Below are 23861 nucleotides of genomic sequence, written 5' to 3'. Positions count from 1 at the left end.
AAAATATGTTAATTTGGACAAGAATAGAACAGAACTGGACCGAAAAATATATTATCGTTTTACAAACAAAAAAATTCTCTTTAAACAGAGAATTTTTCCTTTGAAATCCTTTTCTTTTTTACGAAATATTTATACAAGCTGTAACAAAGTATGCTGCCGCATAAAATAAATAATAAAATAGCACACGCAGCATGCATAAAGAATTCTTCTGGTAACATTAATATAATTGGATCCGTTTCAATATCAAACATCCAATAATCATTACTAAATAAAAGCTTATGGAATAATACAAAACTCTTTTCAAAATTAATAGCAATCGGTAACATGAGCGCTATCGGAAAGATAATTGTTACAATCGATCCGTGTAGTAAAAACTTTTCATTTTTCTTTTTTAATAAATAAATGCCGCCTACCATTGTAATCATAATTGTCGCATACATTACATATTGAATTTTCACTAAAATATTTTTAACATCTACAAAATGAATACGACCATTTGTAGACATATCTAATGTAGGCAACTGTAATGCTCCATCATAAAACGGCGATAAATATGTGATAAGCACATCATAATTTCTCTTAATGTCATCTTTCGTCATATCAGCTAAATCTGGAATATTTAAAAAATCAATTTCAAAATAATATAGCCATTTTCCGTATACAACCGCCGTTGTTGCGAGTGCAAATATAGAAAATGCTATGCTATATGAAACAACTATCATAATCAATCGATCCAATATTTTTATACCACTCTTATTTTTCTTCATTTTCTCCCCCTAAATGTCCTAACTATCATAAAGAAAACTGTTTTCGGTTCTCACGTAAGCAATAATAATATGTCATACAAAGCACAGCAATGCTTAGCCAGAACGTAAAATAACCAATTTCTCCTACAAACAAATGCATAATTCCATATCTCGGCATTTGCCAAAATAAATAATCAATTGCATCGTTATGTAATGTCCATATAGCTGCTACCGCAAAATGCCATTTTTTTATACGGTAAAACGGTGCATATAGCACTGCTTGTACTGCCATCGCAAAATGTGAAAGCATTAGCATATACCCGATAAGACCAATAGGACCTTTTACATAGATCGTAACCCCATTTACAACAACAGCCCATATTCCATACTTTATTAAAGTAACAATCGCTAGCGCCTCTATTAATCCCCAATTTCTCTTTATTAAAAAAGCAATTAAAACAAAGACAAAAAAGAGACTCGCCATAGGACTATCAGGTACAAACGGCCAAAATATAGGGGAAGTTTCTTTTAATTGATTTCCATACCATATAAATCCGTAAATTGTACCTAATATGTTAACAACTAATAAAAATAATAATACGGAGCGTTGCCTTAACATTGCATACAAGTAAACCAAGCTGTATGTCCAACACCTTTCATTCTTTCATCAAACTCTACTCCATTATATAGTAAACTTTCTATCATCAAAATAAAAAGCTGACTACAAATTTTGTAGTCAGCTTTTTATTATTTTTTATTATACTTTGCAACGAATTCCGAAAGCTTCTTCAGTTCCTCATCTGTACCTTTAAATACACCTTTAGGCATGGAACCTTTTCCCTCTTTCGCAATTTTAGCAATTTCTTCTGGTTTCAAAGTTAAATTTTGCAGTGCCGGTGCTGCTGCGCCGCCCTGTAAATTGTCACCGTGACATGTTAAACAAGTATTTTTTTGCATTAATTTATAACCGTCATCATTTTTATCAACTGGTGCTGTTTTTACAATTGCTCCTTGTTTTTTTGCAGCTTCCCAGTCGTGGTGTGCTACAGATTCCCAAGTTAAAAAGATAATCGATGCAATTGCTAAAAGCATAAATCCCGTTGCTACAGGACGCTTCAATGGGCGTCTTTCTGGGCCTCGATCAAGAAATGGAGCTAACAGTAATGCGCCAAACGCAATCCCTGGCATAATGAACGCTCCAATTACAGTAAATGAGCCAGAAGCATAAGAATACTTTAATAACTGATACAAGAATAAGAAATACCAGTCTGGAAGTGGTATATACCCAGCATCAGTTGGATCCGCCATTCTCTCAAGCGGTGACGGATGCGCCACTGTTAAACATAAATAACCGATTAAAAAAACTGCACCAACCATCCATTCTTTTAACAAGAAATTCGGCCAAAATGCTTCTGTTTTCCCTGGGTATTCAGAATAGTCTTTTGGAATATTTGGTTTCCGAGCTACTGGTACCCGAGAATCTCCTACAAACTTCATCCCTTTGCCGCGATGCATAATCTCCCTCCTTTAGTTCTTTCCCCTTTAATTTAGCAATCTCTTATAGTGGACCGGAAATACCTTGTTTGCGAATCATGATGAAGTGGAAGGCCATTAAACCTAGAAGTGCTGCTGGTAAGAAGAAGACGTGAATAGCAAAGAAGCGAGTTAATGTTTGAGCGCCAACAATTTCGGAATGACCAGCGAGTAATGTTTTAATGTAAGGACCAATGAGTGGCGTTTGCTCTGCAATTTGAATCCCTACTTTCGTAGCAAATAACGCTTTCATATCCCACGGTAATAAATATCCGGTAAAACCAAGACCTAACATAACAAAGAAAATAAGAACACCAACAATCCAGTTTAGCTCACGAGGCTTTTTATACGCACCCTGGAAGAAAACTCTAAGTGTATGTAAAAACATCATTACAATTACGAGACTAGCACCCCAGTGGTGCATACCACGAACAATTTGCCCATATGCAACTTCATTTTGCAAATAATAAACCGATTCCCAAGCATTTTTAATATCAGGCACATAATACATCGTCAAAAACATTCCAGATAAAATTTGAATTACAGTAACGAAAAAGGTAAGTCCGCCAAAGCAATAAACGAATGCAGAAAAGTGATGTGCCGGGTTTACATGTTCAGGTACTTCATGATCAGCGATATCACGCCATATTGGTGTAATATCTAACCTTTCATCTACCCAATCATAAATTTTATTTAGCATCTACTTTGCACCCCCTCTTGGCTTCGCTTTTCCTAGATACAACGTTCCATCTTTCACTTTAGATTCGTATACATCAAGTGGAGCAAGGGGCGGCGTGCCTTTAATGTTCATCCCGTCTTTTGTGTAACGGCCCCCGTGACATGGACAAAAGAATTGATTCGGATGTGCTTTGTCCGAATTCCAGTTAACTGTACATCCTAAATGTTTACATACTGGAGAGAACGCAACAATGTCTCCGCTTTCATCTTTATGAACCCAAGCTGATTTTGGCTCTTCGGACTTGTACCAACCATCAACCTGTTTCACCTTAAAGTCGAAACGTTTCGGCTCTGTTGTAATATCCTTTACTTGTGCAACAGCAACCATATCCGTTCCCGCTTCTTTTCTTAACACCGGATCAAGCGCAAATCGCGTCATCGGCATTAAAATACCCGCTGCCATAAAGCCTCCTACCCCTGTAAGGGTGTAATTTAAAAACTGTCTTCTTGACACACGATGTTCTTTCTCGCCCACGAAAATTTCCCCCCTCTATCAGAAATTGTCCCCTCGTGATAAATTATATAAAAAATAAAAACTAGGACACTATCATGATATAATACGCTCATGCACAGGTCAATATCATACTACTCATAATAATAAGAACTTTCTGTTTATTGTTACTTTCCCCATTTTTCTTCTAACATCACCATTATATTTTTTATATGTGCATGAATAACTTCTCTTTTCGCTTGATCACTAAATTGTTCTAAAGCTAACGAAGGAAACCAAAATAAATCCCCTTGTAATTCTTGCATATCTTCTTTCCATGAAAAATCACTTGTAACATAAGCAATATGCTTAAAACCTTGCTTTTGTAAATGATTTGTCCATTCTTGCAAACGACCTTTTTCATTTTTTTGACTTTCTACTAAATACGTAAATGCAGGTAGTAAAAGCACCCTTCCTTTATATTCTCTTTCCAACTCCATACTCAACAATTCGATAAATTCACCTTGTTCTACTACCATTTTCATTTCTTTCGCTGCCGAAATTGATAAAAGTGGTATAACACCTGTATCTACATATTCTCTTGCTTGCTCAAACTGTTCCACATCTTTTACAATCCATTTCAAATTTCTTCCCTCCCCTCGCCTATTAATGACAGAACTTTCACTTTATATATATTAAACCATACTAAAAGAGGTAAAAAAAGAAAAACTACCTTAATATAGGTAGTTTTTCTTAAAAAGTCTGAAATTTGTAAAATTTCATGAATCCAAATGAATTCTATAACATCTTTAACTCCGCTGTTAACCTATGAAACGCTTCCTTATCTTGCTTATCCAGCGCTTCATCAATTTGTTTCAAAAGACGTTCTCTTCTAAAAGAAAATACACTTTCTTCTAAAAATCTTTCTGCAAGTAAACGATCTTTTTCATTTACTTCAATATGCTTTGGTAAATACGGGTTTTCTTCTAATACAGCTACATAATTAGCATTTTGAAATGATGATTTAAAATTGAGTTGAATATAAATGTCTTCATCTCGATTTAAACGAATATCATGAAACGATTTTTCAGCATCTGTTGTCATAACATTTTGTTTGAAAAAGTGAAACGGTGTATCTTTTACACAATTCGCGGACATCACTAAGCCACGCGGACAATATTTTGCATGCTCTACGAAGTGGACTTTATGCATCAATTGGTCGTGACTCATTAAATAATTCAAAATCCATACACATTCACGCTGTTTCAGTTGGTAATTATTCAAAAACCATTTTACAAAATCCTTCTTCTCGTTTACAGAAACAGGGGTATTCATAGCAATTAAGTCCCTCCTCTGTCTTTCTCTTTTCTTTTTAGATTCAAGAAGCGGCATTCAGTTTCCTTCCAACTTATGAAAAATCCTCTAAATTATATAACAATTCTTCAATATGAATTTGTGTCGGGTCTAGTTGTATTAACTGTGTAAATATTTCTTTCGCCTCTTTTCGCATACCTTCTTCCAATAAGAAATAACCGTACTCTTCCAAGAAGTCTGGATGATTCTTAAAAGAAGTATATGCACTTTCATAGTGTTTTAATGCATCAGAATACATTTCTAATTGTTTTTTTGCAAACGCAAGATCCCAAAGTAGTTGTGTATCCGGTTCTCCGCTATCAATAGCACGCTCTACAACTCCAATTAGCTCTTCATACTTTTCTTGTTCTTTTAAGATATACGCATATTTTAATGTTGCACCTATATGTCCTGGATCTAACTCAAGTGCTTTTTGAAGCACTTCCTCTGCTTCCGCTATTTTCCCTAATTTCGCCGCAATGTTCGCTAATTCTACATAAAATGGTACAGAAAGCTCATCTACTTTAATTCCTTCTTGAAGTGTTTCATAGCTTTCTTGAAGCATCCCTTCTTTTTCATAGCTTTTCGCTAAATACATGTAAAGTGATGCATACTCAGGATCCAATTCTTTTAGTTCTTGCCAAGCACCAATTGCTCTTTGGTATTCTTCACCTTGGTATAGTGTGAAGGCATATCCAAATAATGAATGGATATCTTTTTGTTCCTCTAAACCTGCTTCGTAGTAAGAGATCGCTTCTTCCCAATTTCCAATCGCACTTAACGTTTCTGCGAGGCGAAGTGCAATGACAACACCACCCATTGCTTTATGTTCCGCTAATAGCGACTCATAATGAGTGATTGCCTTTTGTTCTTCACCTTTACTACTATATAACTCTGCTAAGCCAAACGTAATAACAGGCTCATCAGGCATCATTTCTTTCGCCTTTAGTAGTTTTTGTTCTGCTACATCATCGAAACCTTGCATTTGGAATAAATCCGCAACAAGTAATAACGATTGAACATATAAATCATCATTTTCTGGAATATCATGAAGCACTTCAATCGCTTCATCTTCTTTGTCTAGATCAATATATAATTCTGCTAAAAATACAGTGAATTCACTTTCTTCTGGATACAATAAACGTAAGTCTTCTGTAATAGCTAACGCTTCATCCGTAAATCCAAGTGTATGATAATAGCGAGCGATATCATACTTCTCTTCATCATTCGCAATTTTTAATTGTTCTTTTAATAATTGTAACCCTTTTTCAGCTTCACCATTTTCAATATATGAAACAGCTTGTTCAAACTTTTGCATAAACGTCTCCTTTAATTCTAAAAAATATTCTTTTCTGTTCATTTATCATAAGCAACTAGGTGTAAGAACGCAACCTTTAGAATGAGCATACTTCTTCTTGTACTTTCACTGATAACGATTCGAATATGACACCGATACCGCATTACTACTTTCTATTGTACCGTTTTCTTTCATTACCGTGCAAATAACTTTCCTTATTCATTATTGCCCCGCACAGATCGAGATTTATAGGCCTTCTTAACCTCAATCTTTATATAAATAAAAAAGACTCCTATAATAGGAGCCTTCACAAACTCTTAAGAGTATGTTTCTTCTTTTTTTACTTGCTCTTTTACAAGCCCTTTCAGTAATTCTATAATTTCATCATTTTCTTCTTTCAAACCGACAGTAATACGAATACCATCATGTATACCAAATGCAGCTCCAGAACGAACAATATATCCTTTCTTCATTAATCGTTCGAAAGCTTCATTACCAGGAATACCAAGTTTTAAGAAAATGAAATTTGTTTGAGATGGATAATAGAATACGTTATATTCCGTACAAAATGCATAGTATTGATTTAAACCTTCAGCGTTTTTCTGCACACATTCTTCTAGAAACTTTTGATCTTCTAATGCAGCTATTGCTACAGATTGCGCTACAGTCGATGTATTAAATGGTAACCTTGCTACTTCTAACTGCCCAATTAACTTTGCATTACCAACCGCATATCCAATACGGAAAGCAGCTAAACCATATGCTTTTGAAAACGTGCGTAAAACCATAAGATTTTCATACTTTTCAAGAAGTGGTAATGTTTGCGGATAGTCTTCTGCTCCCGCATATTCATAATATGCTTCGTCCATAATAACAAGCGCTGACTTAGGAACTGATTCTAAAAATGAAAGTAATTTTTGTTTTTCTACATATGTACCTGTTGGATTATTCGGGTTACAAATCCAGACAATCTTCGTTTTCTCATCTACTTGCTCTAGCATTGCATCTAAATCGTGAATACCATCTTTAAGTGGTACTTCACGAACTTCTGCTCCTTCAATAACAGCATGGTGATGATATTGTGAAAACGTAGGATTCGCCATTACAATGTTTGTTCCTTCATGTAGTAACGCTCGGCTAATCATTTGAATGACTTCATCTAATCCACTACCAAATAGTAGTTGTTCTGCTTTTACACCTAAATGTTCCGCTACTTTTGTCCGAAGTTCAAAGGCATATCCATCTGGATAAAGGGCATATTGGCTTGCTAAAGAAGTTAATGCTTCTGTCACACGTGCTGAGCAACCGAATGGATTTTCGTTCGATGCTAATTTCACAATTTTTGATAATCCATATTCCCTTTTTACTTCTTCAATGTTTTTCCCAGGCACATACGCTCTCAAAGTTAACAATTGCTCTTTCACTCTCATTTTTCTTCCCCCAGTCATTTCATTCAATTTGATTACAATACAGTTATAGCCCCTTACTGTAATCTTTTATCATAACCGTCACTATTACGAGAATACCTCTAAATGAGCACTTCACAGCACTTCGCTATCCATTTTAAACCATATCTTTTTGAAATGCCTCTAACGCAATATGAACAGTCTCATCTGAAATAGATACGACATTCACTACCCCATATTCCTGCATTAACACCATATGAATTGCTCCAGCATTCGCTTTCTTATCTTGTTTCATCAATTGAACGAGACGCTCTACATTCAAATCACTTGGCATTTTTGGATAGCCGTACTTTAAGAACCACTGCTTCATCTCTTCATAAGAAAGATCAACCTTATACACTTGCTCACTTAAAAACAAGGCAAATAACATTCCAATCGCTACTCCGTCACCGTGAGTAATATTTCCATATCCTAGTTCTTTTTCAAGAGCATGGCCTAACGTATGTCCAAAGTTCAAATGAGCACGTACACCTTTTTCTGTTTCATCTTGTGCTACAATGTTTGCCTTTACAGGGATCGCCTTCGTTAATATATGGATTAACTTCTCATCATGAAGATCTGCTAATGTTTGCACTTCTTCTTTTAGCCAATGATACAGCTTTACATCACCAATTAGTGCATGTTTTATCACTTCTGCATAACCTGAACGCCACTCTTTTTCGGGAAGAGACTGTAAAAATGGCGTATGATATACAACTGCTTCTGGTTGATGGAATGCTCCTATCATATTTTTACCTAACGGATGATTAATGGCTACTTTCCCACCTACTGCGCTATCGTGAGCTAATAAAGTCGTTGGAACTTGAATAAAGCGGATTCCACGCATAAACGACGCGGCAACAAAGCCAGCTAAATCTCCAATCATCCCGCCGCCAAGTGCAATAATTAAAGAATTTCTATCTAATTTATTTTCAAGAGCTGACGTATGAGCTGCATAGAAATTTTCAAAAGACTTCTCTTTCTCGCCACTCGGTACAACGAATGAAAATACTTTTTGCTCTATTTGCAACGCATCTACAACTGTCTGTAAATGTAAATTTGCAACAGCTTCATCTGAAATGATCATGATGTTTGATACAGATGGCTGCATATTTTGAATGATTGTTGTCAAATGTGACAACGATTCTTTTCCTACATGCACATCATATTCTTTTGATTTCGTTTGAATATGTATGTTTCCCATTAAAATCCCCTCGCATATTCATTATGTTTCTCAATATTTTCACGAATAAGGTCCATACGATCTAATCCGAATTGTTCTATTAAAGCTGTAGCTAATTCCCAAGCTACAACCGCTTCTGCAACGACACTAGCTGCCGGAACAGCACAACTATCTGAACGTTCAATACTTGCTGTAAAAGGCTCTTTCGTATCAATATCGACACTTTGAAGAGGTTTATATAGTGTAGGTATCGGTTTCATCACACCGCGCACAACAATTGGCATTCCAGTCGTCATACCACCTTCTAATCCACCTGCATTATTTGTTCTTCGTGTATACCCACACTCTTCATTCCAAAGAATTTCATCATGAACTTCGCTACCCGGTCTATGTGCTGCTTCAAAACCAATTCCAATCTCAACACCTTTAAAGGCATTAATGCTCATAATTGCGGCTGCTAATTTTGCATCCAGTTTTCGATCATAATGCACATAGCTCCCTACTCCAATTGGCATGCCTTCCACAATTACTTCAACAATGCCACCGATTGAATCACCATTTGCTTTCGCATCATCAATTGCTTTAATCATTTGGTTACCAGCTTCTTCATCTAAACAACGTACCGGTGATGCTTCTGTAATGCTTTTTAATTCTTCAATTGAACGATACGTAGTCTCCTTAGCTTGTACACCGCCAATTTCAATTACATGGCCCGCTACTGTAATACCAAGTTCCGCTAACACTTTTTTTGCAACCGCACCAGCAGCAACACGTACTGTTGTTTCACGAGCTGAAGAACGTTCCAGTACATTTCTCATATCTCTATGCCCGTATTTAATCGCACCATTTAAATCAGCATGTCCAGGTCTTGGTTTTGTTACTTTCCTTTTCATTTCTTTTTCTTCTTGTTCCGTTAACGGCTCTGCACCCATAATTTTTGTCCAATGTGCAAAATCACGGTTTTCAACAACAAGTGCAATTGGAGAACCTAATGTCTCTCCATGTCTAACACCACTTACGATTTGCGCTTGATCCGTTTCAATTTGCATGCGTCTACCACGCCCATATCCCTTTTGCCTTCTAGCTAACTCTTCATTTATATCATCCGCTACTAAAGGTAGTCCTGCTGGTACACCTTCTATAATCGTTGTAAGTTGTGGACCATGAGATTCACCAGCTGTAATATATCGCATACGTTATTCCTCTTTTCGTATATGTATTTATCTCGCTATATTAAGCAATGATTTTATCTTTCATTACTCTAAAAATATGAAAGAAACTATATAATTGATCAGCCATTCGCTTATTCTCCGATAGGCCTTTTACTTTACATATCAATATATCATAACGGCTCTAACTTCGTAACTAATTGAAATAAAAAAAGTGCAAGAAGAATACCCCTATTCTTCTTGCACTTTTTACTATTATCACAGTAATTAAAGCGTTTACAAATTATTTCAAAATAATTAGTAAATCCATTCATTCATTAATTTTGAGTAGTCAACTAATTCTTCTTCTTTAAAGAAAATAGCAATCTCGCGCTCTGCACTTTCTAACGAATCAGAACCATGGATAATGTTTTTCGCAACAGTTACACCGAAATCTCCACGAATTGTTCCAGGAGCTGCTTCATGTGGTCTTGTTTTACCCATCATGTTACGAGCTGTATCTACTACACCTTCACCTTGCCATACCATTGCAAATACAGGGCCAGATGTAATAAAGTCTACTAATTCACCAAAGAAAGGTTTTTCTGTGTGCTCAGCATAGTGTTGTCCAGCAATTTCCGGAGTAACTTGCATTAATTTTGCACCAACTAATTGAAAGCCCTTCTTCTCAAAACGAGCTACAATTTCCCCAATGAAGGCACGTTGTACACCGTCTGGTTTAACCATTAGAAATGTTTTTTCCATAAAAAATCTCTCCACTTCTGAATTATGTATGTAATTGTATATCCCCACACACATATTAACACCCTTATCACAATTGTGCAATAGTTTTGAAATAGAGAGATTATTTTATTTTTTAGAAAAAACACTAAAATTTTCGTTTCCCAATATACTTTGCTACATTTTGTAATGCATACTTCGCTTGTCCACGTGGGAGTGGTTTTATAATTTCTAATGCTTTATGTAAATAACGTTCACTAAACGCAAATGCTTTATCAATAGCAGCACTATTCTTTACAGCCTCAATAATTTCTTTCATTTCATCCGCTTGTGTATTTTCGTGTACAGATCTGATTTTCTTACAAAGCACTGGATCTTCCATAGCGTATAGGGCAGGAAGCGTAATATTTCCTTGTAACAAATCTCCGCCAGCAGGTTTCCCAAGCTTCTCTTCTGTGGAAACGAAATCTAGAATGTCATCAATAATTTGATACGACATTCCTACAAAATATCCATACCAAAATAGTCGATTTACCGTATCACGACTAGCGCCAGCTGCAATTGCTCCTAATTGACAACTCGCAGCAATTAATAACGCTGTTTTTCGCTTTATCCTTCTTAAATACGTTCTTAAGTTTTGATCATAGTTATATTTATCTTTAATTTGTTCTATTTCACCTTTACAAACTTCTAAAATGGTATGCGATAGCGCCTGATGCGCCTCCGGAATTTCGATATTTGTTATACATTCAAGAGACTTAGCGAATAGATAATCGCCTGTATACATTGCAATACGATCTCCCCATTTCGCATTCACAGTTGCGCTACCACGTCGTAAAAATGCAGCATCAATAACATCATCGTGAACAAGAGAAGCCATATGAATAAGTTCTAACGCAACAGCTACATGCTTAATTGCATCTAACTTATAATCTCCAAATTTCCCCGCAAGCAACACAAATACAGGACGAATTCGCTTCCCACCAGCTTCAATAAGTTGTAATGCCGCCTCTTCTACTAATGGCTGTTCAGAAGCAACTGTTCTTTTTAATTCTTTTTCTATCACATTAATATCCGATCGTAAAAAAGAGTACATAAGTTGTAACTTCATATTGTTCACCTTAACCTAAAACTTCTTTTTTCTTTTTTCTTTTTTCTATTTTGATTCTGGTTTCATGCCTAAATGCATCGCTGCTACCCCAAAAGTAAACGGCTTCACTTGTACACGTTCAAGTCCAGCTTTTTCGAACATATTAGCCAATTCTTTCATACCAGGGAATGTACTAGCAGATTCTTGTAGCCATGAATATTCTTTATAGCTTTTCGCAAATAACTTTCCAAATAACGGCATGATATATTTAAAGTATAAAGTATACCCTTGTCGAAAACCAATCATTGTTGGTTGAGATGTTTCCAAACAAATTACTTTTCCACCTGGTTTTACTACACGTGTCATTTCTTTTAATACGTGCATATAATCCGGTACATTACGTAAACCAAATCCAATCGTTACATAATCAAATGTGTTATCTTCAAATGGAAGTTCCATTGCATTCCCGTGTAGAAGTTCTACTTGTTTTAATTGTAACGTTTCTACCTTTTGCTTACCGACAGATAACATATTTTCACTGAAGTCTAAACCAACAACCTTGCCCTGTTCACCTACCGCTCCAGCTAGCGCAATTGTCCAGTCCGCTGTCCCGCAGCATACATCAAGCGCTTTACTACCTGGTTTTACATCCATAATGCGCATCGTCTCTTTACGCCATGCTTTATGTCTTTGAAAACTAATTACAGAATTCATTACATCGTATTTATCAGAGATTTTCTCAAATACATCATGTACTCTTTCTTCTTTTGATTGTTGCATGCTCGTACCTTCTTCCAATGTAAAATTGCTTATGTCTTCGATTTATCTCTTAACACAGAGTTTATTTCGCTTATATCTGTGTGATTTTCTAAAAATTGATTTTCTTTCTTTCTGAGTTCCATCTTCCATCCATTAATAACTGTTTCTACATCCGCTTTATCGTTCAAAATTCCTTGAACTGCTTGAAAAACAGGTGAATGTTGTTTATCAACATATAGTTCACATTCTTTTTGAAGACGATTTTTTCCTAGTACATACGTTATAAACGGCTTCCAATGCGATACATGAAAATGATCACATGTTTTTTGCAAGAGTGCAGACTCAATCGTTACTACACTTTCCATTATGTCATCCATCGTTTTATGCGCTTTTTGATATAACATTATTTTGTGTTCATTAATTTCTTTAATTCCTTCAGCAAGCGCACGAATTAAAACAATATCACGATTCATAGACAATAAGTAATAATATAACCCGCTATAGTAATCACCAGCAAGTACTGTTAACTGGCGACGTTTATGCGATTCATTTGCTTCTTCCCCTGCTTTATTTGATACTCTTTCATGTGTATCAAGCGCAATTTGTACAAGCATAATCGTTACTACATAATGCTCAATTTGTTCTATATGTAAATTTGCACTTTTTAAAGCACCATATAACAATGCTATTTTTTCTTCATCAATAAATGGTTCTTCAATATAGTTTATAAAATAAGGATGGCGTAATTTCTCCATCAATTTCTCTCTTATACCCGCATACCCTCCGTAGATGTCACACACAAAAATCACCCTTGTTTTCTAATTCATAAAACTTATTATAACACATACATTCTATTTTCTATAACCAAAACTTGGCTACTCTTTCCAAACTTCCATCGAACTAAATAATATCTTCCATTCTTTTTAGTAGTCTTTCTATTCTCGCTCTGCCTTGCTAAAACTATATCATTTATTTACAAAAAAAAAAAAGAAAAGCAGTTTCCCACTTTTCTTTACTTCGTTTTAATAAAAGATAAAATTTCACTACGTGCCGCAGCATCATTTTCTAGCACACCACGTACTGCTGTTGTTACTGTTTTCGCACCTGGCTTTTTCACACCACGCATCGTCATACACATATGTTCCGCTTCTACTACTACCATTACACCATGCGGCTCTAGTACTTCCATAATAGAGTTCGCTACTGTTGATGTAATACGTTCTTGTAGTTGTGGACGACGTGCAATTGTATCTACAGTACGAGCTAATTTACTTAATCCTGTCACTTTTCCGCCTTGCGGAATATATGCAACGTGAGCAACTCCATAGAATGGAACTAAATGATGCTCACACATCGAATAAAACGGTATATCTTTTACTAATACAAGCTCCTCGTGATCTTCTCCGAACACTTTATGCAAATGTTCTTTCGGATCTTCATGCATACCCGCGAACACTTCTGCGTACATTTTTGCAACACGCTTTGGTGTATCAAGTACTCCCTCACGATTTGGATCATCTCCGATCGCCTCTAAAATAAGGCGTACTGCATGTTCAATTTGTTCTAAATTAACTTTTGCCATCCGCTAGCCCTCCCGAAAACCTAAAAGTGATACGAACACATTCTAGCATATTTATGTTTTTAAAAGCAAAAAGAAGAGTTCCCAAAAAGGAAACTCTTCTTCCCTGTTAATATGTAAGGATTATTTAACCGCATCTTTTAACGCTTTACCAGGTTTGAATGCAGGTACTTTACTTGCAGCGATTTCAATCTCCTCACCTGTTTGTGGGTTACGACCTTTACGAGCCGCACGCTCACGAACTTCGAAGTTACCGAATCCGATCAGTTGTACTTTATCACCTTGTTTTAAAGCTTCTAAGATAGAATCAAAAACAGCGTCTACTGCTTTTGTTGCGTCCTTTTTAGAAAGGGAACTTGCTTCTGCAACAGCATTGATTAAATCTGTCTTGTTCATGCCATTCACCTCCTCCCAAAGATAAGACTGTATAATGATCATAAAATGAGTCTTACTTTCATTTGTAGGCAATTTTTGCAAATTCTATACTACAAAGATGTAGATAAATCATTATCAACGCCTATATTATACGATTCTCCTTTATAATTCAATATTTTTAAGGAAATTGTTACTCTTAAAATGTGAAAATCTGATGAAACTTGACAATTTACAACAATATATTAGATAATGACTGTTTATTTCTCTATTCTATACGCGAAAATCAAAAAAAATCCCTCTGCGATGAGAGGGATTTTTTTCTTATAATATAATCGCAATTAATCCGCCAGATCCTTCATTAATAATTCTTTCTAGCGTTTCTTTTAATTTATATCTCGCATTTTCTGGCATTAAAGATAGTTTCGCTTGAATACCTTCTCGAACAATAGAGCTAAGCGAACGTCCAAATATATCAGAATTCCAAATTGATAATGGGTCATCTTCAAAATCTTGCATTAAGTAACGAACTAGTTCTTCACTTTGCTTTTCCGTACCAATGATTGGCTCAAACGTAGACTCCACATCTACTTTAATCATATGAATAGACGGAGCTACAGCTTTTAATTTCACACCAAACCTTGAACCGTGACGAATAATTTCCGGCTCATCTAAGCTCATATCAGCTAGCGCAGGCGCCGCTACACCATATCCTGTTTGCTTTACCATACGCAGGGCATCCGCCACTTGATCGTATTCTACTTTCGCATGAGACAAATCGAGCATAAGTTTCAATAAATGATCTTTCCCTCGAATTTCTACCCCTACTACTTCTTTTAAAATTTGATCATATAATTCATCTGGTGCATATAAATCAATCTCTGCTACACCTTGCCCCATATCAATGCCAGCTAGGCTCGCTCGATCAATAAATTCATACTGACTAAACTGCCAAACAACACGGTCCACATCACGAAGACGTTTTATATCCTTGACAGTCTCCTGAACGGCTTCTTGATAACTTTGGCGTAACCAATGCCCTTCATTTAGCACCATTACCCAGCTCGGAAGGTTAACATTCACTTCTAAAACAGGGAATTCAAATAACGCCTCTCGAAGCACATTGTACACATCTGTTTCTCTTAAACTTTCGACACTCATTGCAATGACTGGGATATCATATTCCTCAGATAAACTTTGACGCAATTGCTCTGTATCTGGATGATACGGCTGTACAGTGTTAATGATCATAATGAAAGGTTTTCCTACCTCTTTTAACTCATTTACTACGCGTTCCTCTGCCTCTATATAATCTCTTCTTGGAATTTCACCAATCGTTCCATCTGTTGTAATCACAACACCAATTGTTGAATGTTCCTGAATTACTTTACGTGTTCCGATTTCTGCAGCTTCATGGAACGGAATAGGTTCTTCATACCAAGGAGTATTAATCATGCGCGGGCCATTCTCATCTTCATAGCCTTTTGCTCCTGGAACCGTATATCCGACGCAATCTACCAATCGAATATTCACTTCAAGACCTTCATCTACTTCGATAGAAACCGCTTGGTTTGGAACAAACTTCGGTTCCGTCGTCATGATTGTACGTCCAGCAGCACTTTGAGGCAGTTCATCCTGCGCCCTTTGACGGTCAGACTCATTCTCAATATTAGGAATAACTACAAGTTCCATAAATTTTTTAATAAATGTTGATTTCCCTGTTCGAACAGCTCCTACAACTCCAAAATAAATATCACCGCCTGTGCGTTCCGCAATATCTTTAAAAATATCTACCTTTTCCAAGTGATTCCCTCCCTCAAAATTTTTGGGAATAATTCCACGTTTATAGTCAACTAATACCTTCTCTAACGTTGCCTATAATATCTGATATAATATAATGGTATTCTAGAAGTTCGGACAATATATCATATAATTTTGTCCAATTTCATATGACTATTTAAAAATATCGTTTGTTTGCATCACAAGTTGTATAACATAAAAAACCTTTCTTCTAGAACTTATTCGCTAAAAGAAAGGTTCATGACTTATCATTTAAAAAAAATTGGTTCTCCGTCTTTTACCGTATACGGTAGAGAATAGGCAGGAACAAATGGAGAATCTTTCGATAGTATATTCCGGATATCTTCTCCCTCCTTAAATGGGCCTTCATTTTGTTTTAATGCTTCATATAGATCCATTCTATAGTCAACAAAAACTTCCCCTTTTTCATTTATTACTAAAGGCAATCCTTTACCAGAATACGGACTTGTTACTTGTGGTATATCTTTATATCCTAGTTTTTTGAAATCTAATTCATAGACACCATCTGAAATTACTTTTTTAAAAGGTGGATATTGATGGTCATCACGGTACATTTTAAGTTTCAATGTTAATTCCTGAATTTGCTCAGCCATCCTTACGTCAATTAACTTTACAGTTGGATTCGTTTCAACATCTATTAATACATACTGATATACTCCACCACTTTCATATGCGTTCCCCGGTGCTTCTTGTATGTAACGCGGAGCAATCTTTTGAAAATCGATTGGATACTTTTGATAAATAGGTGTACTCATATCCCGCGTCTTAATTGGCAATATCCCATCATTTTGTTCTTTAAATGTCGCAACAGCTTTTTGAACGACTTGTAGCTGATCTTCATAAGGAACAGCATTTTGTTTCATATTTTCTTTCGGATACAAACACCCTGTTAAAAGGCTCATACAACAAAATATTAAAATAATATGGACTTTTTTCACTAGCAATCACCTTTTCATACTAATATAACTTGCTTCGTATGTAGCATTTTTGAGACCATCCTCTTTACTGCTGTACAGGTCCACTAAATACAACAAGAAAAATAACAATTCCTGACACAATCATAAGGGTGTACGCTACTAACGCTGTAATCCCTTTCAAAAATTTATTCTTTATTTTATATCTACTTAGTAAAATAAAACTTACTGCAAAAAACATAAATCCAATTGCCCCTAAAGCAAACCACATTTTTATAAGCCCTTCCGACATATACACACCCCTTTTTATTAATCTATTTTTATACTATTTTAACAAATTAAAATCTTTAAACAAATACAAAAAGAACATTTTACTACGAATTTGCTAATATGTAACTTTAATCAACAGAATTTCCACATTTTCCATTAATGTATATAAAAATAAAAACCGAAACGAGTGTATCCCTCGCTTCGGTTGACCAAATATGCCCAAAACAGCTCTATTCCCATACTTTCATGGCTATCATATGCAATCTACAAACTCTTTGTTTCTCATATTTTATTTTTTAAACATTTTGCTTAACGAGCCAAAATCTGCCGGCATATTATTGTTAATAATCGCTTTTACAATTTGATCCTCTTGTTCTTTCGGCACTTCACGTCCTGCCATAAGAGCCACTTGATGAATCAATTGACGAAGTACAGTCTCATCACGTAAATTCGCATTTTGTACAGATGATGCTAATTTAAAAATATCTTCTTTATTCACTTTCGCTTCTTTTTCAATGTTATTAAAAATGTTATTATCCATTCTTTTCACCCTCTCCTCAAGTTACTCTTCATCCTATGCAAAAATAAAAAAATGGTGAAAAGACCCAAAAAATAAAAAAGCGACAGAAGTACAAATGTACTTCTGTCGCTTTTCTTTAAAGCAAGTCAGGTATAGCTTCCACTTCATGTTTTCGAACACGTCCCATTAATGAGCCTACCGCATCTTTTACGTTATTCCCATTGAACAGTACGTCATATAAAGCAGCTGTAATCGGCATTTCAACTTCCATTTTCTCTGCTAATTCATGAGCAGCTTTCGTTGTTCTTACACCTTCTACAACCATACCCATACTTTCTAACACTTCTTCTAAAGAGTGTCCTTTTCCAAGCATATTTCCAGCGCGCCAATTGCGGCTATGAACACTTGTACACGTTACTATTAAGTCTCCCATTCCAGTTAGACCAGCAAACGTTAACGGATTTCCACCCATCTTTCTTCCTAAACGAGCAATCTCTGTTAAACCACGTGTCATTAATGCCGCTTTTGCATTATCACCTAATCCAAGTCCATCAGTTATTCCGGCAGCTAATGCGATAATATTTTTTAACGCACCGCCAAGCTCAACTCCAACGATATCTGGATTTGTGTATACACGGAAGTAGCTATTCATAAACATGTCTTGCACTTCCTCAGCCGCTTCCATACGCTTTGCTGCAGATGTAACAGTTGTCGCTTGACGTAAGCCGACTTCTTCAGCATGACTTGGTCCAGACAGTACAACAACATCTTTAATCAAGTTTTCTGGAATTTCTTCCTCAATCACTTCCGAAATACGCTTTGACGTACCAGGTTCAATTCCTTTACTTGCATGAATCCAAATAGTCGGACCTGCTACATATTTCTTCATATCTTGCAACACTTCTCTATACGCTTTCGTCGGTACTACAAGAAGTACTACATTTACATCTACTAATGCTTCTTCTAAAGAAGAGTAGGCTACGATTGTGCTTGGCAATGTAATGCCTGGGAGATATCGACTGTTCTCATGTTTCGTATTAATCTCATCCATAAGTTCAGTACGATTTCCCCAAATACGTACATCATGTCCATTGTCAGCTAATACCATCGCTAACGCTGTTCCCCAGCTACCTGCTCCTATTACTGTGATTTTTGTCATAAAATCACATCCTCTCCATTAGTCTCTTGCTCTAGCGATAATGTGAATCGGCGTTCCTACAAAACCGAACGCTTCACGTAAACGATTCTTTAAGAAGCGCTCATATGAAAAGTGCATTAATTCTGTATCGTTTACAAACACAACAAATGTTGGTGGTTTTACCGCAACTTGTGTTGCATAGAAGATTTTCAGACGGCTACCATTATGAGTCGGCGTTGGATTCATCGCTACCGCATCCATAATTACATCATTTAATACGTTCGTTTGAATACGGATACTATGACTTTCATTTACTTCATTAATAACTGGTAATAATGTTTGTGTACGTTTTTTCGTTTTCGCAGACAAGAATACAATCGGCGCATACTCTAAAAATTGGAAATGAGCACGAATGTTTTCTTCAAATGCTTTCATTGTTTTTTCATCTTTTTTCACGGCATCCCATTTGTTTACGACGATAATAACAGCACGTCCTGAATCATGAGCATATCCAGCGATTTTTTTATCTTGTTCAATAATTCCTTCTTCTCCGTCTAAAACGACTAAAACAACGTCAGAACGTTCAATCGCTCTAAGTGCACGAAGTACACTATATTTTTCTGTACTTTCGTATACTTTCCCTTTTTTACGCATACCAGCTGTATCGATGATTACATAATCTTGACCATCTTTGCTATATGGTGTATCAACCGCATCACGTGTCGTTCCCGCTATATTACTTACAATTACACGTTCTTGACCAAGAAGTGCATTTACAAGTGATGATTTCCCTACGTTTGGACGTCCAATTAAAGAGAAACGGATTGTTTCATCGTCATACGCTTCTTCTTCAATCTTTGGAAAATGCTTTGCAGCTTCATCTAACAAATCACCAAGTCCTAAACCGTGTGTACCTGAAATCGGGAATGGCTCGCCAAATCCTAATGCATAGAAATCATAAATATCACTACGCATCTCTGGATTATCAACCTTATTTACCGCAAGTACAATTGGTTTTTTAGAGCGGTATAAAATTTTAGCAACTTCTTCATCTGCTGCAGTTACACCATCTCGACCATTCGTCATAAAAATGATAACATCTGCTTCATCAATCGCTACTTCCGCCTGTTGACGAATTTGTGTCAAAAATGGCTCGTCTCCAATATCAATTCCACCTGTATCAATAATGTTAAACTCATGATTTAACCATTCTCCCGCACTATAAATACGGTCTCGCGTTATACCTGGTATATCTTCTACAATTGAAACTCTTTCTCCAACAATTCTATTGAAAATAGTAGATTTTCCTACGTTCGGGCGGCCTACTATTGCTATTACTGGTTTCGGCATATACTTTCATCCTTTCAACTTGCTTCTGTTTATTATGTAAAAAACCCTTCTTTGTGCAAGAAGGGATTTGCATTCCAGAATAATTCTCAACGTATCAAAACACCTCGTATTATACCACACGTTGCTAATGTTTCACAATAATATATACATTCTCTTGTAAGCGATGCGCAATACCATCTAAAATAGCTTCTAAATTATTTGCAACAAATTCTAGTTCCTCTGTCGTCTCACAAGTAAACAAAGGAGCACCACCTCCAAATTTCTCTGGTTTCGTTGTAATAACCGCGAGAATAACGCTTTCTAACATCATCTCTTATCTCCCCTTCCTTTCGGGGCTTCCGATGACATATGAACGGCACTCTCTAACGTCGGCACATTCCCTATGACGCCTATCGCTTTCTCTGCATCTTGATCTTGTGGCAAGACAAAGATCCCAACTCTTCCATCCTCTAAATCACGCTTTGCTAACGGTACAAGCGCTGGTGTACCAGAATCTCTATATATCCCTAAAGCAACAGAAACATCGTGCAAAATAGCTTGTCGTTGCCCTAAATTTGCAATTGTAACCATCGCATCAATTGACTTCGGCTTTAGAATAAAACCCATTCCATATTTCATAATTTCCTCTTGTCTTGCTGGCAATCCAATATTCATAATGTAAATATTATCAATATATAGCCCCGCCCCTTCAAAACGAAGCGGAACATGCTCGATTTCAACAAGATCATGTAACCTCTTACCAGACATTAATTTTTTCGCGATAAAAAATGCGATTATAGCCATAATTACTCCAGCAACCCATGAACGGAATCCTATATACGCAAACGTCGTTGCAAACGACGTTAACATCGCCAAATAGTTACGACTTTCAAAAACTAATGCAATTCCTTCAATGTATGTATTTCCACGTGGCACGAGCTCATATCCATCTAATTGTTGGAGTGTATTTCTTTCCATATTACGTACATCACGAAACTGTGTTGCTGCTAACGTAAGAAACGTAATGGCAGAAAAATCTTTTTTCAAAATTGACGGGATCGCAATTGCTCCTAAGGCCGCTGCAATTAACCCCATCGCAATGTGAATAATTTTCCCATGGAGCCTCGTCGGATATTGCCGCGTATCTGTCCGGAGCATTAACACTCTCGTTACTGTCCCCGCTATTACGCCACATAAAATGGCCGGTGTATATTCAGTCATGTATTACCCTCGCCTTTCTTTTACGTGTTTTTCTCTTGAACTGTTCCATATATACTGATGCTTTTGCCATCCAAAACAAAATTGACATGAAAAATGTAGAAACGGCGACGATATCAAAAAACGCTAAACTACCGTAATCGTAAGGAAAATGTAGCTTTCGAAAAATAAGTGTCACTAACATTTCTCCCTGTAACATCCCTATATAAAGAGAACATAATCGTAATATGCGATCCTCGTGTAATAAAACCGATGCATACACAAGAGCACCACTTAACAAAAACAACCTGTCCATCACAATCCAAATCGGATCATATACTTCTAACAAATGAAAACTTGTATATAACATTGCAATAATAAGCGCCGAAAGTAAGCTATATAATTTTTTCCAAATAGAATATAGTGTGATTCCTATAAAAGCAACAACAGAAAGTAAAAGTGCATTTACTGATACCGTGAATGAAGCAATCGTTACATGTAACGGAGAGCAAATAATAAAAATCAATATACAGGCGCTTATCTTCCACCGAATAGAGTCCTTTTTCATAAAAAAAGTTACGATAATCCACCCTATCCAAGCTACAAAATAAAAAGTACTCCCTTCCATCATTTCACCTCCTATGTTTTCCATTATGGGAACTTTTTATGAAAGTTAATCCACTTTCTTCGCGCATAGTTTTTTCATATTACAGCAACACTTTTAATAAGGAGGTGCAATTCATTATGGGTAAAGATCGTCAAGAACGAAAATTAAGAGAATCACGCCGCGTTGAATCTGACCGTGACCAATCATTACAATATCCGGGTGCGACTGGGCTTGATACACCAGAGCAAGCTCGAAAACAAAATCAGCACTAATGAATACAAAAAGACGGTTTCGATATTGTACGAAACCGTCTTTTACATAATTATTTCAATTATTTTTACTTATATCAAAATAATATTTTATATACGAATCTTCCTAGGATTCAAATTTATCTCTACCTACTTTCCTTAGCAAAATTAAATCATCTTCAATAATTAAGTAGCATACTATCTACATTTTTCAATCGCAATTTTGACAAGATAACATATATAAGAATAATTTTATTTTACTTCTATTTTGATAGAATATTAATTCCATCACTCACTTTATATTAATAAAAAGGAACAGAAAACAAAAAAACCAACCAAACGGTTGATTTTTTATCTTCTACTATAATGCGTCGTATCGATACCACGCTGCGTTAACCAATGATACGTTTCGCCCTTTACAACAAGAGGTACAGACTGTAACTCTTCTATCGTCTTCGCACCAAGAGCAGTCATAATAAATTTCAAATCTGTATGTAATAGATCAATTTCATCCACTAACTTCTCGATACCATCTTGCATTAAAATGCGTAAAAAGTATCCAGCAAACGCAGTTGTATTCGCCCCTAATGCGATTGCTTTCGCTACGTCAAGCGCTGTTTGTATACCCCCAGATGCAATAAAAGAGAGGTTATTATTTGTAGAGGTTGCTTCAATAATCGAGGTTGCTGTTTGTATGCCCCAGTTATTAAAATAAGAAAGCATTCGCTGTCTTCTTTCATTTTCAACAGCAGCAAAATTCGTACCACCTTGTCCACCAATATCAATTGCCGTTACACCTATGCTCGCTAGCTGTTGGACCGTTTCCTTATTCATCCCAAATCCAACTTCTTTTACAATGACAGGAACTTTACTCTTTAAAACAATTTTCTCAATGCGTTGAAGTACACCAGTAAAGTCACGGTCTCCTTCTGGCATTGTTAACTCCTGTATAACATTTAAATGAATTTGCAATGCATTCGCTTCAATCATATCAATAGCACGCTTTGCCTGTTCGATAGTTGCCTCACTACCTAAATTAGCAAAGAAAGTACCATTTGGGTTTACCTTCCTGATAATCTTAAAAGATGCAGCCTCACTTTCATCTTTTAACGCTGCCATTTGCGAACCTACAGCCATAGCAAGATGATGATGTTTCGCTACATATGCTAATTGCTCATTAATATGTAATGTTTTCTCTCCTCCACCACCAGTCATCGCATTGATAAAAATCGGCGAACTTAGTGAAAGTTCGCCGATTTTTGTTCCACATGTTATTGTGTCATAACTTGAATTTGGCAAGCTTTGATGCACAAAGTCAATATCATGAAAGCCATGCGTACGAGACTGACCAGTAGAAAGAGCGTATTCAATATGATCTAATTTACGTTTTGCCCTTACCACTT

At 36.2% G+C, this 23861-nt stretch carries 28 protein-coding genes; 1 reads left to right on the top strand and 27 read right to left on the bottom strand.

The genetic code is table 11. The features are described 5' to 3' along the window. Positions 1-80: 80 nt before the first annotated feature. The 26 genes from ATN06_RS07940 to ATN06_RS07815 all read right to left on the bottom strand — a co-directional run bounded on the left by ATN06_RS07940 (position 81) and on the right by ATN06_RS07815 (position 22231). A complete protein-coding gene (locus ATN06_RS07940; protein ID WP_060630189.1) occupies positions 81-767 on the bottom strand; it encodes a lipoprotein intramolecular transacylase Lit in 687 nt (228 codons plus the stop codon). A 25-nt stretch (positions 768-792) separates the two neighbouring features. After that, positions 793-1383 carry a lipoprotein heptaprenylglyceryl N-acetyltransferase LhaT gene (locus ATN06_RS07935; protein ID WP_110093224.1) on the bottom strand — a complete coding sequence of 197 codons (591 nt, stop codon included), beginning with the start codon at positions 1381-1383 and terminating at the stop codon, positions 793-795. A gap of 110 nt (positions 1384-1493) precedes the next feature. Further along, a complete protein-coding gene (gene qcrC, locus ATN06_RS07930; protein WP_000554603.1) occupies positions 1494-2261 on the bottom strand; it encodes a menaquinol-cytochrome c reductase cytochrome b/c subunit in 768 nt (255 codons plus the stop codon). Positions 2262-2304: 43 nt separating this feature from the next. Next, a complete protein-coding gene (gene qcrB, locus ATN06_RS07925) occupies positions 2305-2979 on the bottom strand; it encodes a menaquinol-cytochrome c reductase cytochrome b subunit (protein WP_000932700.1) in 675 nt (224 codons plus the stop codon). Next, on the bottom strand, positions 2980-3492 hold the full coding sequence (gene qcrA / locus ATN06_RS07920) for a menaquinol-cytochrome c reductase iron-sulfur subunit (RefSeq protein WP_060630188.1): 513 nt from the start codon (positions 3490-3492) through the stop codon (positions 2980-2982). Between the two features lie 143 nt (positions 3493-3635). Further along, on the bottom strand, positions 3636-4091 hold the full coding sequence (locus tag ATN06_RS07915; RefSeq protein ID WP_060630187.1) for a YpiF family protein: 456 nt from the start codon (positions 4089-4091) through the stop codon (positions 3636-3638). A 154-nt stretch (positions 4092-4245) separates the two neighbouring features. Further along, positions 4246-4782: a ReoY family proteolytic degradation factor gene (locus tag ATN06_RS07910; RefSeq protein WP_001095923.1), complete on the bottom strand. Its 537-nt coding sequence runs from the start codon at positions 4780-4782 to the stop codon at positions 4246-4248. A gap of 73 nt (positions 4783-4855) precedes the next feature. Then, positions 4856-6118, bottom strand: a complete 1263-nt coding sequence (locus ATN06_RS07905; RefSeq protein WP_060630186.1) for a tetratricopeptide repeat protein — start codon at positions 6116-6118, stop codon at positions 4856-4858. Positions 6119-6414: 296 nt separating this feature from the next. Continuing rightward, the gene (gene hisC, locus ATN06_RS07900) at positions 6415-7527 is read right to left on the bottom strand and encodes a histidinol-phosphate transaminase (RefSeq protein WP_060630185.1); all 1113 of its coding nucleotides are present in this window, start codon (positions 7525-7527) and stop codon (positions 6415-6417) included. Positions 7528-7660: 133 nt separating this feature from the next. Continuing rightward, the gene (gene aroB, locus ATN06_RS07895; RefSeq protein ID WP_060630184.1) at positions 7661-8746 is read right to left on the bottom strand and encodes a 3-dehydroquinate synthase; all 1086 of its coding nucleotides are present in this window, start codon (positions 8744-8746) and stop codon (positions 7661-7663) included. After that, positions 8746-9918, bottom strand: coding sequence for a chorismate synthase (gene aroC, locus ATN06_RS07890; RefSeq protein ID WP_060630183.1), 1173 nt, complete (start codon positions 9916-9918; stop codon positions 8746-8748). Before aroC ends, aroB begins: the two co-directional genes overlap by 1 nt. 273 nt (positions 9919-10191) lie before the next feature. Next, positions 10192-10638, bottom strand: coding sequence for a nucleoside-diphosphate kinase (ndk, locus tag ATN06_RS07885; protein WP_000415885.1), 447 nt, complete (start codon positions 10636-10638; stop codon positions 10192-10194). A gap of 124 nt (positions 10639-10762) precedes the next feature. Continuing rightward, entirely contained in the window at positions 10763-11725 is a 963-nt protein-coding gene (gene hepT / locus ATN06_RS07880; protein WP_060630182.1) for a heptaprenyl diphosphate synthase component II, read from the bottom strand. A gap of 45 nt (positions 11726-11770) precedes the next feature. Further along, positions 11771-12484, bottom strand: coding sequence for a 2-heptaprenyl-1,4-naphthoquinone methyltransferase (menG, locus tag ATN06_RS07875; RefSeq protein ID WP_060630181.1), 714 nt, complete (start codon positions 12482-12484; stop codon positions 11771-11773). Positions 12485-12513: 29 nt separating this feature from the next. Then, on the bottom strand, positions 12514-13263 hold the full coding sequence (locus ATN06_RS07870; protein ID WP_060630180.1) for a heptaprenyl diphosphate synthase component 1: 750 nt from the start codon (positions 13261-13263) through the stop codon (positions 12514-12516). A 212-nt stretch (positions 13264-13475) separates the two neighbouring features. Next, positions 13476-14045: a GTP cyclohydrolase I FolE gene (folE, locus tag ATN06_RS07865; protein WP_001151478.1), complete on the bottom strand. Its 570-nt coding sequence runs from the start codon at positions 14043-14045 to the stop codon at positions 13476-13478. A 120-nt stretch (positions 14046-14165) separates the two neighbouring features. After that, positions 14166-14438: an HU family DNA-binding protein gene (locus tag ATN06_RS07860; protein ID WP_001043860.1), complete on the bottom strand. Its 273-nt coding sequence runs from the start codon at positions 14436-14438 to the stop codon at positions 14166-14168. Positions 14439-14738: 300 nt separating this feature from the next. Beyond that, positions 14739-16217, bottom strand: a complete 1479-nt coding sequence (gene spoIVA / locus ATN06_RS07855; protein WP_000416522.1) for a stage IV sporulation protein A — start codon at positions 16215-16217, stop codon at positions 14739-14741. A gap of 245 nt (positions 16218-16462) precedes the next feature. Beyond that, a complete protein-coding gene (locus ATN06_RS07850; RefSeq protein WP_060630179.1) occupies positions 16463-17173 on the bottom strand; it encodes a hypothetical protein in 711 nt (236 codons plus the stop codon). Between the two features lie 64 nt (positions 17174-17237). Further along, positions 17238-17441 carry a DUF2768 domain-containing protein gene (locus ATN06_RS07845; protein WP_001288995.1) on the bottom strand — a complete coding sequence of 68 codons (204 nt, stop codon included), beginning with the start codon at positions 17439-17441 and terminating at the stop codon, positions 17238-17240. A 267-nt stretch (positions 17442-17708) separates the two neighbouring features. After that, positions 17709-17960, bottom strand: coding sequence for a stage VI sporulation protein F (locus tag ATN06_RS07840; protein ID WP_000369753.1), 252 nt, complete (start codon positions 17958-17960; stop codon positions 17709-17711). 115 nt (positions 17961-18075) lie between these two features. Further along, a complete protein-coding gene (locus ATN06_RS07835; RefSeq protein ID WP_060630178.1) occupies positions 18076-19098 on the bottom strand; it encodes an NAD(P)H-dependent glycerol-3-phosphate dehydrogenase in 1023 nt (340 codons plus the stop codon). A gap of 18 nt (positions 19099-19116) precedes the next feature. After that, positions 19117-20427 (bottom strand): ribosome biogenesis GTPase Der, encoded by a 1311-nt coding sequence (der, locus tag ATN06_RS07830; RefSeq protein ID WP_060630177.1) that lies wholly within the window; start codon positions 20425-20427, stop codon positions 19117-19119. 124 nt (positions 20428-20551) lie between these two features. Continuing rightward, positions 20552-20737 carry a capping complex subunit for YIEGIA gene (locus ATN06_RS07825; RefSeq protein ID WP_060630176.1) on the bottom strand — a complete coding sequence of 62 codons (186 nt, stop codon included), beginning with the start codon at positions 20735-20737 and terminating at the stop codon, positions 20552-20554. Then, entirely contained in the window at positions 20734-21627 is an 894-nt protein-coding gene (locus ATN06_RS07820; RefSeq protein WP_060630175.1) for a YIEGIA family protein, read from the bottom strand. The genes ATN06_RS07825 and ATN06_RS07820 overlap by 4 nt, the downstream gene beginning before the upstream one ends. Beyond that, entirely contained in the window at positions 21620-22231 is a 612-nt protein-coding gene (locus ATN06_RS07815; RefSeq protein ID WP_060630174.1) for a YphA family membrane protein, read from the bottom strand. The genes ATN06_RS07820 and ATN06_RS07815 overlap by 8 nt, the downstream gene beginning before the upstream one ends. 116 nt (positions 22232-22347) lie before the next feature. Between ATN06_RS07815 and ATN06_RS29170 the strand changes: the two genes are divergently transcribed. After that, positions 22348-22482 carry a YpzI family protein gene (locus ATN06_RS29170; protein WP_000513900.1) on the top strand — a complete coding sequence of 45 codons (135 nt, stop codon included), beginning with the start codon at positions 22348-22350 and terminating at the stop codon, positions 22480-22482. A gap of 327 nt (positions 22483-22809) precedes the next feature. Here ATN06_RS29170 and ATN06_RS07805 read toward each other — a convergent pair whose 3' ends face one another. Then, a complete protein-coding gene (locus ATN06_RS07805) occupies positions 22810-23859 on the bottom strand; it encodes a type 2 isopentenyl-diphosphate Delta-isomerase (protein ID WP_060630173.1) in 1050 nt (349 codons plus the stop codon). Positions 23860-23861 lie beyond the last annotated feature (2 nt).

Source organism: Bacillus thuringiensis (assembly GCF_001455345.1).
Taxonomy (GTDB): domain Bacteria; phylum Bacillota; class Bacilli; order Bacillales; family Bacillaceae_G; genus Bacillus_A; species Bacillus_A thuringiensis_N.
Note: the sequence above shows the minus strand (reverse complement) of the source record. Positions and strands in the feature narration are given on the sequence as shown.

Excerpts from the sequence above, each read along its gene's own strand:
- ATN06_RS07940 (WP_060630189.1), bottom strand. The coding sequence starts at position 767 with ATGAAGAAAAATAAGAGTGGTATAAAAATATTGGATCGATTGATTATG.
- qcrC (WP_000554603.1), bottom strand. The coding sequence starts at position 2,261 with ATGCATCGCGGCAAAGGGATGAAGTTTGTAGGAGATTCTCGGGTACCA.
- qcrB (WP_000932700.1), bottom strand. The coding sequence starts at position 2,979 with ATGCTAAATAAAATTTATGATTGGGTAGATGAAAGGTTAGATATTACA.
- ATN06_RS07910 (WP_001095923.1), bottom strand. The coding sequence starts at position 4,782 with ATGAATACCCCTGTTTCTGTAAACGAGAAGAAGGATTTTGTAAAATGG.
- ATN06_RS07905 (WP_060630186.1), bottom strand. The coding sequence starts at position 6,118 with ATGCAAAAGTTTGAACAAGCTGTTTCATATATTGAAAATGGTGAAGCT.
- hisC (WP_060630185.1), bottom strand. The coding sequence starts at position 7,527 with ATGAGAGTGAAAGAGCAATTGTTAACTTTGAGAGCGTATGTGCCTGGG.
- aroB (WP_060630184.1), bottom strand. The coding sequence starts at position 8,746 with ATGGGAAACATACATATTCAAACGAAATCAAAAGAATATGATGTGCAT.
- aroC (WP_060630183.1), bottom strand. The coding sequence starts at position 9,918 with ATGCGATATATTACAGCTGGTGAATCTCATGGTCCACAACTTACAACG.
- ndk (WP_000415885.1), bottom strand. The coding sequence starts at position 10,638 with ATGGAAAAAACATTTCTAATGGTTAAACCAGACGGTGTACAACGTGCC.
- hepT (WP_060630182.1), bottom strand. The coding sequence starts at position 11,725 with ATGAAGTTACAACTTATGTACTCTTTTTTACGATCGGATATTAATGTG.
- menG (WP_060630181.1), bottom strand. The coding sequence starts at position 12,484 with ATGCAACAATCAAAAGAAGAAAGAGTACATGATGTATTTGAGAAAATC.
- folE (WP_001151478.1), bottom strand. The coding sequence starts at position 14,045 with ATGGCAAAAGTTAATTTAGAACAAATTGAACATGCAGTACGCCTTATT.
- ATN06_RS07860 (WP_001043860.1), bottom strand. The coding sequence starts at position 14,438 with ATGAACAAGACAGATTTAATCAATGCTGTTGCAGAAGCAAGTTCCCTT.
- ATN06_RS07845 (WP_001288995.1), bottom strand. The coding sequence starts at position 17,441 with ATGTCGGAAGGGCTTATAAAAATGTGGTTTGCTTTAGGGGCAATTGGA.
- ATN06_RS07840 (WP_000369753.1), bottom strand. The coding sequence starts at position 17,960 with ATGGATAATAACATTTTTAATAACATTGAAAAAGAAGCGAAAGTGAAT.
- ATN06_RS07835 (WP_060630178.1), bottom strand. The coding sequence starts at position 19,098 with ATGACAAAAATCACAGTAATAGGAGCAGGTAGCTGGGGAACAGCGTTA.
- der (WP_060630177.1), bottom strand. The coding sequence starts at position 20,427 with ATGCCGAAACCAGTAATAGCAATAGTAGGCCGCCCGAACGTAGGAAAA.
- ATN06_RS07825 (WP_060630176.1), bottom strand. The coding sequence starts at position 20,737 with ATGATGTTAGAAAGCGTTATTCTCGCGGTTATTACAACGAAACCAGAG.
- ATN06_RS07820 (WP_060630175.1), bottom strand. The coding sequence starts at position 21,627 with ATGACTGAATATACACCGGCCATTTTATGTGGCGTAATAGCGGGGACA.
- ATN06_RS07815 (WP_060630174.1), bottom strand. The coding sequence starts at position 22,231 with ATGGAAGGGAGTACTTTTTATTTTGTAGCTTGGATAGGGTGGATTATC.
- ATN06_RS29170 (WP_000513900.1), top strand. The coding sequence starts at position 22,348 with ATGGGTAAAGATCGTCAAGAACGAAAATTAAGAGAATCACGCCGCGTT.